12 protein-coding genes are annotated in these 10,562 nt (G+C 62.5%); 7 read left to right on the top strand and 5 right to left on the bottom strand.

Going from position 1 to position 10,562, the window contains the following annotated elements; translation table 11 throughout:
- On the top strand, positions 1-265 hold a 265-nt coding region (locus FEF26_RS15675; protein ID WP_208012844.1), incomplete at its 5' end, for a hypothetical protein.
- Between the two features lie 72 nt (positions 266-337).
- Here FEF26_RS15675 and FEF26_RS04980 read toward each other — a convergent pair.
- Genes FEF26_RS04980 through FEF26_RS04965 form a run of 4 tightly spaced genes read right to left on the bottom strand, consistent with a single transcriptional unit; the run spans position 338 to position 4,144 of the window.
- Positions 338-601 (bottom strand): YHS domain-containing protein, encoded by a 264-nt coding sequence (locus FEF26_RS04980; RefSeq protein ID WP_138252434.1) that lies wholly within the window; start codon positions 599-601, stop codon positions 338-340.
- 58 nt (positions 602-659) lie between these two features.
- On the bottom strand, positions 660-2,990 hold the full coding sequence (locus FEF26_RS04975; RefSeq protein WP_138252433.1) for a heavy metal translocating P-type ATPase: 2,331 nt from the start codon (positions 2,988-2,990) through the stop codon (positions 660-662).
- Positions 2,980-3,930, bottom strand: coding sequence for a heavy-metal-associated domain-containing protein (locus tag FEF26_RS04970; protein ID WP_138252432.1), 951 nt, complete (start codon positions 3,928-3,930; stop codon positions 2,980-2,982). The genes FEF26_RS04975 and FEF26_RS04970 overlap by 11 nt, the downstream gene beginning before the upstream one ends.
- 1 nt (position 3,931) lies before the next feature.
- Positions 3,932-4,144, bottom strand: a complete 213-nt coding sequence (locus FEF26_RS04965; protein WP_138252431.1) for a heavy-metal-associated domain-containing protein — start codon at positions 4,142-4,144, stop codon at positions 3,932-3,934.
- Positions 4,145-4,255: 111 nt separating this feature from the next.
- On the opposite strand from FEF26_RS04965, the gene FEF26_RS16245 reads away from it, so the two are divergent.
- Positions 4,256-4,387, top strand: a complete 132-nt coding sequence (locus FEF26_RS16245) for a hypothetical protein (protein WP_279536475.1) — start codon at positions 4,256-4,258, stop codon at positions 4,385-4,387.
- Positions 4,388-4,689: 302 nt separating this feature from the next.
- On the opposite strand, the gene FEF26_RS04960 is transcribed toward FEF26_RS16245, so the two are convergent.
- Positions 4,690-5,748, bottom strand: coding sequence for a metal ABC transporter solute-binding protein, Zn/Mn family (locus FEF26_RS04960; protein ID WP_166432918.1), 1,059 nt, complete (start codon positions 5,746-5,748; stop codon positions 4,690-4,692).
- Between the two features lie 150 nt (positions 5,749-5,898).
- Between FEF26_RS04960 and FEF26_RS04955 the strand changes: the two genes are divergently transcribed.
- Genes FEF26_RS04955 through FEF26_RS04935 form a run of 5 tightly spaced genes read left to right on the top strand, consistent with a single transcriptional unit; the run spans position 5,899 to position 10,503 of the window.
- Positions 5,899-6,567 carry a TlpA family protein disulfide reductase gene (locus FEF26_RS04955; RefSeq protein ID WP_138252429.1) on the top strand — a complete coding sequence of 223 codons (669 nt, stop codon included), beginning with the start codon at positions 5,899-5,901 and terminating at the stop codon, positions 6,565-6,567.
- Between the two features lie 29 nt (positions 6,568-6,596).
- The gene (locus FEF26_RS04950; protein WP_138252447.1) at positions 6,597-7,355 is read left to right on the top strand and encodes a cytochrome c biogenesis CcdA family protein; all 759 of its coding nucleotides are present in this window, start codon (positions 6,597-6,599) and stop codon (positions 7,353-7,355) included.
- Positions 7,355-9,058 (top strand): cytochrome c biogenesis protein ResB, encoded by a 1,704-nt coding sequence (gene resB / locus FEF26_RS04945; RefSeq protein WP_138252428.1) that lies wholly within the window; start codon positions 7,355-7,357, stop codon positions 9,056-9,058. The genes FEF26_RS04950 and resB overlap by 1 nt, the downstream gene beginning before the upstream one ends.
- A complete protein-coding gene (ccsB, locus tag FEF26_RS04940) occupies positions 9,055-10,164 on the top strand; it encodes a c-type cytochrome biogenesis protein CcsB (RefSeq protein WP_138252427.1) in 1,110 nt (369 codons plus the stop codon). Before resB ends, ccsB begins: the two co-directional genes overlap by 4 nt.
- A 15-nt stretch (positions 10,165-10,179) precedes the next feature.
- Positions 10,180-10,503 (top strand): DUF4229 domain-containing protein, encoded by a 324-nt coding sequence (locus tag FEF26_RS04935; RefSeq protein ID WP_138252426.1) that lies wholly within the window; start codon positions 10,180-10,182, stop codon positions 10,501-10,503.
- Positions 10,504-10,562 lie beyond the last annotated feature (59 nt).

Here is a 10,562-nt window from a genome sequence, read left to right as displayed (position 1 = left end):
GGTCTCCATGGTCGCCGTGGCCATGCCCTGCGTGTCCATCATGTCCGGCGTGCCCGCCGTGTGCTTCGTGACCAGCGTGGTGCTCGCCTTTGTGTCCATGGCCTTTATGACCATGCCCGTCGTGATCACTGTGGTGACCGTGATGATCGTGGCGAGCACTGTGCTCGTGGTGACCAGCATTGTCATCGTGCGCATCGTGGCTGGTCGCTTGATGCGATCCTGCTGGGGGCTGACTCATAGCTGTTTTCTCCTGGTGTGCTGGTGATGCTGGGTCGAGGGGCCGGTGCGCCCCAGAAGAGGTCATCTCCCGGGCCACACCGAACGGGGGGATGACCCGTTAAGCGGCGTTGGCGTAGCGTTCGGGCTCGGCATCGAACAGCGGGCCGCAGGCGTCGCAGCACAGCCAGTACCGCTGACCCTGGTAGTCGCGATAGAGCCCGGCGGCTTCGGCCTGAGACTTGATCACCGGAGTCCCGGCCATCACCAGGCACTCGGTGACGTCGTCACCCTGGGCTGAGGCGAGGTCTTCGGTCTTAGGCGCATGGCCGCTGCAGCCGCCAGCAGTACCGTGGCTGTGGTTTTGGTGGTCGTGTGCATTCATCGAGGATGGTGTCCTTTCTCTGGGTTGATCTCTTTGGGTTGATGACAGTTCGGTTCTTTCAGACCTGTGTCGGTTCACGTTCCAGTGCCGGAGCGCTGCCCGCGGGGGCGGCCTGGTCGTCAGCTTTGGCCTTGAACCTGCGCAGCCGCAGGCTGTTGGTGACCACCGAGACACTGGAAAACGCCATCGCCGCTCCGGCGAGCATCGGGTTGAGCAGTCCCAGAGCTGCGATCGGGATCGCGGTGGTGTTGTAGCCGAAGGCCCAGAACAGGTTCTGCTTGATCGTGCGCAGTGTCCTTCGGGCCAAACGGATCGCGTCCGCTGCTGCCCGCAGGTCTCCGCGGACCAAGGTGATGTCTGCCGCCTCGATGGCCACATCGGTGCCGGTGCCCATCGCCAGACCCAGATCTGCCTGGGCCAGTGCGGGGGCATCGTTGACACCGTCGCCGACCATCGCCACGACCTTGCCCTCGTCCTGGAGGCCGGCGACAACATCGACCTTGTCCTTGGGCAGCACTTCGGCGATCACCCGGTCGATACCGATTTCCGCGGCGACCTGCTCGGCCACGGTCTGGTTGTCTCCGGTCAGCAGCACTGGGGTCAGGCCCAGGTCTTTGAACTGGCCGATGGCCTCTGCACTGGTGGGTTTGATCTGATCGGAGACCACCAGCACCCCGCGTGCCTGGCCGTCCCAGCCGACGGTGATCGCGGTCTTGCCCTGGGCTTCTGCAGCCTGCTTGGCGGATTTGAGTTCGTCGTCGAGGTGCATGGACCAGTCGGCCAGCAGCGTCTCACGTCCGGCGACGACGGCGTGGCCCTCGACCACACCTTGGACGCCCTTGCCCTCGATGTTCTCGAAGGACTCCGGAGCGGGAAGCTCACCGACCTCAGCTGTTGCTCCGGTGGCGATGGCCTGGGCGATGGGGTGCTCGGAGTAGTCCTCTAGCCCGCCAGCGATGCGCAGCAGCTCGGCCCGCTCCACACCCTCGGCGGTGATCGTATCGGTCAATGTCATCTTCCCGGTGGTCACGGTGCCGGTCTTGTCCAGCACGATGGTGTCGACCTTGCGGGTCGATTCCAGGACCTCTGGTCCCTTGATGAGCACACCCATCTGGGCCCCGCGGCCGGTGCCGACCAGCAGCGCGGTCGGCGCTGCCAGGCCCATAGCGCAGGGGCAAGCGATGATCAGCACCGCGACGGTGGCGGTGAAGGCGGCACTGACCGGGAACCCAGCTCCGAGCCATCCACCCAGAGCAGCGGCGGCCACTGCGATCGCGATCGGCACGAACACCGAGGAGACGCGATCAACCAGACGCTGGATCTCGGCCTTACCGGACTGGGCGTCCTCGACCATCTTCGCCATCTGTGACAGCTGGGTGTCCGCACCTACCCGGGTGGCTTTGATCACCAGGCGGCCCCCGGCGTTGACCGTGGCCCCTGCGACGTTGTCACCCACTGCGACCTCGACCGGCACCGATTCCCCGGTGAGCATCGATGCATCGACCGCGGAGTTACCAGAGGTGATCACCCCGTCAGTGGCGATCTTCTCCCCGGGCCGGACCACGAACTCGTCGCCGACATTGAGCTCTTCGATCGGGACTCGCTGTTCCTTACCATCGCGGAGGATGGACACTTCCTTCGCCCCGAGCTCTAGCAACGCCCGCAGAGCAGCACCGGCCTGACGTTTAGAGGTCTTCTCGAAGTACCGACCCAACAGGACGAAGGTGATCACTCCGGCCGCGACCTCAAGGTAGATGTGCCCCAGCCCATCGGTGCGTGAGATGGTCAGCTCGAAGGGGTGGACCACACCGGGTTGGCCTGCGGTGCCGAAGAACAGGGCGATGATCGACCAGATCAACGCCGCACTGGTGCCCACCGCGATGAGAGTGTCCATGGTCGCCGCGCCGTGCTTGAAGTTCGCCCAGGCGGCCTTGTGGAACGGCCAGCCGGCCCACACCACCACGGGGGCGGCGAGGACCAGGGAGGCGAAGCCCCAGTAGTCGAACTGCAGCGCTGGGATCATCGCCATCGCGATGACCGGCACCGCTAGAATCGCAGCACCAATCAGGCGCTGCTTAAGCACCCTGATCTCAACATCCTCACGAGACTCACCCTCATCGTCAGCGGAGCTGCCCGTGGTGTTCTTCGACGTAGGTAGTGTGGCGGTGTAGCCGGTCTTCTCCACCTCAGCGATCAGCGCCTGTGGGTCCAAAGTATCTGGGCCGGTGACGCTGGCCTTCTCGGTGGCGTAGTTGACCGACGCCTCCACCCCATCGAGCTTGTTGAGCTTCTTCTCGATCCGGTTCGCGCACGAGGCACACGTCATGCCACCGATCTGCAGCTCAATACCAGTGAGATTCACCTCTGTGCTTGTTTTCTCAGTGGTCATGATCATTTCCGTCCTCGTCGTGGTCTCTGTCGGCGGCGTCAAGGACCATGGAGGCGGTATGCACTTGGCCATCGACCTGGAAGTCCAAATAGAGCAGGTACCGGCCTTCGGTAGGTGCGGTGGCCTCGAACACGATCTCCGGACCACCTGTCTCCTCAGCCTCCGGCGCAGCACCGTGCGGGTGGACGTGGAGGTAGGCCAGATCGCCGTCTCGCAGGGCGACCAGGTGCCCGAAGGCCCCCAGGTAGGGCTCCAGCTCAGTGACCGGCTCACCGTCCCGGGTAATGTTCATCCTCAGCTCGCTGGCCTCACCTGCCGCCAGGTCACCCTCGACCGCCACGTCAAATCCATCGACCGTGGTCTCGGTGACCGGCTCGCTGGCCGGGGTCGGGTCATAGTCGCCTGCGACCTGCACCGAGGTCGACAGAGTCAAGCCTTCACCCGCTGCAGCGGGAACAAAGTCCGCGAACACCCTATAGGTGCCGGCCTCATCCCACTCCCACGGGATCGACCATCTCCCCGCATCGTCACGTTCGGGGTGAACGTGGCGGAAGTGCTGGCCATCGGCGCGAACGGCGATCAGGTGCATCTCTTGTTCGTGGTCGAGGTCGAAGTCGGTCACCGGGGACCCGTCCGGGCCAGTCACCACCAGGGACAACTCGTCTTCAGCGCCAGCCTCGGAAGGTGCTGCCACCTCAGTAAGCTCGTAGCCATCATCAGCGGATGCTAAGCCCAGAGTGGAGATGCCAGCCTCGTGATCGTCGTGTCCAGCGCTGTTCATATTGTCTCCTTCTTCTGCTCTATGGTGGTCTTCTGGCTCCTCGTCCACCCAGTTCTGCACGGTGTCCTCGTCGATGACCGCGTTGGCTGTGACCCCAGCCACGGCGAAGACCGCCACCAGGATCAGCCCGTACAGGCCCAGCCGTGTAGGCGCGTTCATTTCAGCTCCTGCTGGCCTGGTAACCGGCCTCATTAACGGCAGCAACGACGGCGGCATCATCGAGCGCCTGTTCAGCAGTGACGGCCAGACGGCCGGTCTGGGCACTGACATCAATCTCGATGACCCCGGGGATCTCGGAGACCTCAGAGCGGATGGCCACCTCGCAGTGGCCACAGGTCATTCCGGCTACGGCATAATTCTGTGTTGTCGTCATCGTAATCCTCCACTCGATTCGTACCCATAGGGGGTATGTGTATAGTCCTGTATACCCTCACTGGGTATGCAGGTCAAGCAGAGAAGCAGAGCTGGATGACAATAGGAGCCAGTGGTCAAGGTGCAGGCACGCACCGTTGGGATCGGATCGGGGGCCAGGGTGGTCTTTGACGGGGTGATCATTGCCACCGGTAGCGAACCTCGACGCCCTGCCGCCGAACGAGTCCGTTTGGAGGCGGCATAAGGAGCCGACGCTTGACCAGGGCTCACCGCCGCAGAGACGCCCTCTTTACTGAGCCAGAGGGTCATGACAATGTCATGGTCGATCAAGGCGCCCTGGACGCAGCGCAGGAGGCACAATGACTCCTGATCTGATCAGTCGGGCCGGGGGTCACCATCACAAGCGGCGACGGGAGCCCTGCTCGTGGCGGTCACGCCCACATGCCCTGGCTGCTGCCCTATCCGACAGCGAGATGTTGGGGCCGGGGGAGAAGCACACTGTGGAGCTCGAGCAATCAGCCCTCCGCGCCCCTCGCATCATCTGTCTCAGTCGGAGCTGAGCAGCTGTTCGAGTCGGTCGATGTTGTCTGACATCCAGCTGAGGTAGTCGTCATGCTCATCGGGCAGGGTTTCGCTGAACATTAGGACCGGCACATCTGCGTCTTCAGCCGCCTCGCGGATCTGCAGTGACTGGTTGGTCTCGGTCTGTTCGTTGTGGACCAACAGATCAACCTGCTCGGCAGTCTCCAGCGCTTGCTGGAACAACCTGACAGATACATCGTCGCCATGCTCGACAGCTGACAGGAAGTCTGGGTCCGTTTCGTCGTCGAACCCAGCATCGTCGAGGAGGTATGCCGAGACAGCTTCCGTGGCCATGTACGTGACACCCGCGGCATCGAGACTACGATTGCGCTCGTCGAGCGCCTCGATGTCTTCGGACAGGTTTGCGGCGTTCTCCGCGTACAGCTCTGCGTTCTCTGGGCTTTCCTGGCCGAGGCGCTCCGCCAACTCGTGGACGAACTCGCTCATCATGGCCAGGTCGTACCAGACGTGCTCATTCTCGTCGTCGTGGTCGGGGTCGTGTGCTTCGTCGTCCTGACCTTCTTCTTCAGCGTGATCTTGGCCCCCCTCGTCACCGTGATCGTGGGTGTGATCATGGCCGTCCTCCCCGTTGAGCACCGAAAGAAGTGTGTCTTCCTTTTTAGCTGATTCTGCCAAGCTGCTCAGAAAGGGGTCGTAACCTCCGCCGTTAGAGATGAGTACATCGGCTTGTTCCACCGCCATTCGATCCTGAGGAGTGGCTTCGTATGAGTGTGGGTCTATGGCCGGGTTATCAACGATCGCAGTGACTTCTGCGGTGTCTCCAGTGACACTGCTGGCCAGATCGGCGTAGACGTCAATAGAGGCGACTACGGAGAGGTTGGCAGTGACCGGCTCTGCCTCTGAGGCTTCTTGCGGTGATGAGTCTGGATTAGCGCAGGACGCCAGCCCAAACACACCAACAACGCAGAGCGTCCCAATCGGCAGTAGACGACCTGACCACCGGGACCGACCACCGCGAGCGGAGAGGGCGAGGATTAACGAAACCTGATGGGGGTAGGACACGGCCAACCTTTCATGGAAGTAGCTCGATCGAAATACAGGCTACTCCTAGTTAGTAATGAGAACAAATAGCAACTAAGGTGTGTAAGTTGGTGTCGAGGCCCAACCGTGTGATTGGCGGTCAACTTCTACCAGCTGTAGAATTCATTACTGATGCTCCCCACACACTCGCCTTCGCGTCGCCTACGGTCCCTGGCCGCAGCGGTGCTGACCGCCAGTTTCGCACTGACCGCCTGCGGTGGCGAAGAAAACGACGACCTGGCCCAGCGTGCCTCCAATGACGGGTCCAACTACGTCGCTGGCGACGGGTCGGTCCAGGAGTTCGCACCGGAGAACCGGGACGAGGCTGTAGCGTTCGAATCTGAAACGTTCGATGGCGAGTCCGTCACCGCTGAGTCCTTCCAGGGCCAGGTGACCGTCATGAACTTCTGGTACGCCGCATGCGCTCCCTGCCGCAAAGAGGCCCCGGAGCTCCAGGAGATCTACGAGGAGTTCGAACCCGACGGGGTCCAGTTCTATGGCGTCAATACTCGCGACACTCAGACCACCGCAGAGGCCTTCGAACGGACCTTCGGAAAGACGTATCCCTCCATGGAGGACCGCTCTGGGTCAGTGCTGATGTCCATGACTGACTACGTGCACCCCTCAGCGGTTCCCACTACCCTAGTGTTGGACCGGGAGGGCAAGATCTCGGCTCGAATCAGCGGAATGATAGAACCGGGAACCCTGCGTGCGCTGATCAACACAGTCCTGGAGGAAGACCACGCTCAGTCAGACGCTGCTGGGGGCGACGCCGCCGCCGGAACCCTGCCCAGCACATGAGTTTGACCCTGTTCTCCGCACCGGTGGCGCTGTCCAACCCCTTCGCGGAGATCGTCTTCGACGGTTCCCTGGCCATTGCCGCGCCTGTTGCTTTGCTGGCTGGGTTGGTCTCCTTCTTCTCGCCATGTGTGTTGCCGTTGGTCCCCGGGTATTTGGGTTACGTGACCGGGCTCTCAGGTGTAGAGCTTAAAGAACGCGCCCGGTCCCGCATGTTCCTGGGCGCATCACTGTTTGTGCTGGGATTCAGCGTTGTCTTTCTGCTCATTGGCGCGGTGTTCGTCCAAGCCACCGTCTGGCTGAGGTTCGACGGCGCCTGGCTGACCCAGGTCCTCGGCGGCGTCGTCATCCTCATGGGGCTGATCTTCATGGGAGCACTGAATATCTTTCAAAGCGAACGAAAGATTCACACGCGCCCCCCGGATGGGCTGTTGGGTGCGCCCCTGATGGGTGCGACCTTCGGCATCGGTTGGGCTCCCTGCATGGGCCCCACTCTGGCGGCAGTGCTGGCGTTGGTTGTGGGTGATCCCGGCGGGGCAGAACACACCCGGGGCGCGGTTCTGGTCTTCATCTACTGCCTCGGTCTCGGCATCCCGTTCATCCTCATCAGTTTAGGTGTGCAGCGCGGTATGCGGACTTTGAGCTTCTTCACACGGCATAAGCGCACGGTGATGCGCGCCGGTGGAGGACTGCTGGTCCTCATTGGTGTTCTGATGGCCACCGGCATCTGGAACACCTGGGTGTGGGCGCTGCAGGACTGGTTCCAAGCAGAGATTGTGATGCCCATCTGATGAGCACTGAGTACGACGACGCCCCAGGGCTCCAGCCCTCCGCCCACCGGGACAATGCCCGCGAGGACGCCCTGAACAATGCGCAGGGCATCTCCAAGAAGGACGTCACCGCTCCCGCACTGGGGCCCACGGAGATGGTCCGCTGGGCGTGGACCCAGCTGACCTCCATGCGCACCGCACTGATGCTCCTGCTGCTGCTGGCGATCGCCGCCGTGCCCGGCTCCATTTTCCCGCAGCGGGTGCAGGACGCTTTCGCGGTCCAGACCTACATTGAAGACAACCCCACCCTGGGCCCGATTCTGGACTTCTTCCAACTGTTCGACGTCTACTCCTCGGTGTGGTTCTCCGCGATCTACATCCTGCTGTTCATCTCCCTCATCGGCTGCATCATCCCGCGGGCGCGCAAGCACTACCAGCAGATGACCAGCCCACCGCCACGCACTCCTCGACGACTGGAGCGGCTGCCCGAATACGGTGCCCTGGAATTGGGTAGCGAGGGGCCCAGCCCGGAGCAGGCGCTGGACGACGCCGCCAAGGCCCTCAAGAAACGCCGGTACCGGGTGGATGTCCGGCGCAACGAAGACGGCACTGGGTCGGTCGGCGCGGAAAAGGGATACCTGCGGGAGGTTGGGAATATCATCTTCCACGTCTCGCTGGTGGGTGTGCTGTTGTTCGTGGCGCTGGGCACCATGTTCAGCTACCGCGGGCAGAAGGTGATTGTGGAAGACGAGGGATTCGTCAATGCGTTGGTCGCCTATGACAATTTCTACCCCGGTACCTGGTTCAGTGAGGATCAGCTGGATCCCTTCACCGTGCAGCTGGACAGCTTTGACCGGGCCTTCGACCGCGAATTGGTGGATGGTGAACCGGGGCCGCACTGGGGCAATGCTTTGGACTTCAACGCCAATGTCACAGTCCAGGACGGCACGGATGCCGAGCCGGAGCAGACCACCCTGCGGGTGAACCATCCGCTGACCCTGGGCGGGGCGAACATCTTCCTCGTGGGCAATGGGTACGCCCCGGTGGTCACCGTTCGCGACGGTGAGGGCGAGGTGGCGTTCTCGGGACCCGTCATCACCCGCCCCGATGATGCAACGTACACCTCCATGACTGTGATCAAGGCTCCCGACGCCGCACCGGAGCAGCTCGGCTTCGTCGGGCTGCTGCTGCCCACAGCGGTGGATGCCGGAGACGGTTTGGGGATTTCGGTGGACCCGGAGCTGCAAAACCCCGAACTGCATCTGAACGCCTATGCCGGAGATCTCGGACTCGACGACGGGGTACCGCAGAACGTGTATGTGCTTGACACTGACGATTTAGAGGTTCTGAACTCTCGGGAAGTGGCTGCAGGGGGCATCACATTGTCGCCCGGGGAGACCCATCAGCTGCCCGGGGACATGGGGTCGGTGGAGTTTGAAGAGGTCCAGGACTACATCGCCATCGATATCACCTACGACCCCGGGGAGACGGCTGTGCTGGTCTTCGCGCTGACAGCAACGGGAGGACTGATCGCAAGTCTCTACCTGCGTCGCCGTCGGATCTGGGTCACAGCGGAGAGCAACGACGCCGGCCGTACACTGGTGCAGTACGGGTTGCTGTCCCGTGGCGAGGACTTTGGTCTGCGGCACGAAAATATTGCGCTGCGCGCCCAGTTTGAAGAGACCTGGCCAGTCCGTCCACCTGAGGAGAATACCCACTCATGAGCCCTTTGCTGACTGCTCAGCTACCCGCAATCAACACAGAGCTGGCTGAGTACTCCGAGCTGTTCACACTGATCGCCGCACTGATCTATACGTTGGCGTTCATCCTCTTCACCGTTGATGCTGCACGCAGCTCCTCCACAATCCGCCGAGTGGAGGCCGAACTCAAGGCGGAGGCCGAGGCCGAACAGGCGGCTCTGGCTGGCACCGATATCGGGTCCTCCGCCGGTACCTCTCATGCAATCCCGCCCGCCCTTGGAACCCCGGGCGCAGCCCATGAGGCCGAGCTCGTCGATGATGATATGGGATACGTCGGCGACCGGCGCCCGGTGGCAAATGTGGCGGTGGCCCTGACCATCATGGCGACCGCGGCGCATGCGTTTGCGGTGGTCACACGTGGGGCCGCTGCGTCGCGTTGGCCGCTGGGCAACATGTATGAGTTTCTCGTCGGGGCCGCACTAGTGGTCTCAACGGTCTACCTTGTCACTCTGCTCCGCCGGGACCTGCGATTCCTGGGTGTGTTCGTCCTCGGCTTGGTGGTCGTGATGATGGTGGCAGCCACGATTGGTTTCCCCACCGCTGTGGGTCATGTGCAGCCTGCGCTGCAGAGCCCATGGCTGGCAATCCACGTGTCTTTAGCCTCGCTGTCGATCGGGCTGTTCGTGCTGACATTCGCCATGAACCTGCTCCAGCTGGTGCAGGCACGCCGGGAGAAAGTCATGGCCGGCGGCGCCACTGGGTGGTCCGACCGCATCCTCTCCCAGTGGCAGTTCATGCGACTAGTCCCCAACGCGTTCTCACTGGAGTCTTGGGCGTACCGGATCAACGCGGTCGCTTTCGTGTTCTGGACACTGGGTCCAATGATTACAGGCGCAATCTGGGCCCAGCAGTCCTGGGGACGTTACTGGGGGTGGGACCCCAAAGAGGTGTGGACCTTTGTCATCTGGGTGGTCTACGCAGGCTACCTGCACGCCCGGGCGACCCGCGGCTGGACCGGTAACCGCGCCGCCTGGCTGTCCATAATCGGCTTCGTGTGCATCATCATTAACTACGCCGTGGTCAACGTCTATTTCCCCGGTCTGCACTCCTACGCCGGGCTTCCGGAGTAATAGGAGGACCGCCGAATGGACGTGCTCAAATACTCCGCCCTCAGGCTGGGCATCTTCGCCGTCGTCTTCTTCGGCTGCCTGTACATCAACCTGGGTCAGTTCACGATCATCTTCGCGGTGATCATCGCGTTGGCGGTCTCGTGGATGGTCAGCTACCTGTTCTTCAACTCCTGGCGAGTGGCGGCGGGGGAGCAGCTGGCAAAATGGCTGGGGCGGCGGCGTCGTTCCACCGCTGAGCAGGAGGACAACGCGGCGGAGGACGAACTGGCCGAAAATTTCCACGAAGCGTCCGAGGAACCGGTCACCCCGGAGGAGAATCGGCAGGAGCGCCCCGAATGATGCCCCCACAGGCCATTCCCCGGTCCGCGCGGAGCGGAAACGGACACGTCAGAACCCTG

This window comes from Nesterenkonia salmonea (assembly GCF_005771525.1).
GTDB classification, from domain to species: domain Bacteria; phylum Actinomycetota; class Actinomycetes; order Actinomycetales; family Micrococcaceae; genus Nesterenkonia; species Nesterenkonia salmonea.
This window is presented reverse-complemented; position numbering and strand designations above follow the sequence as displayed.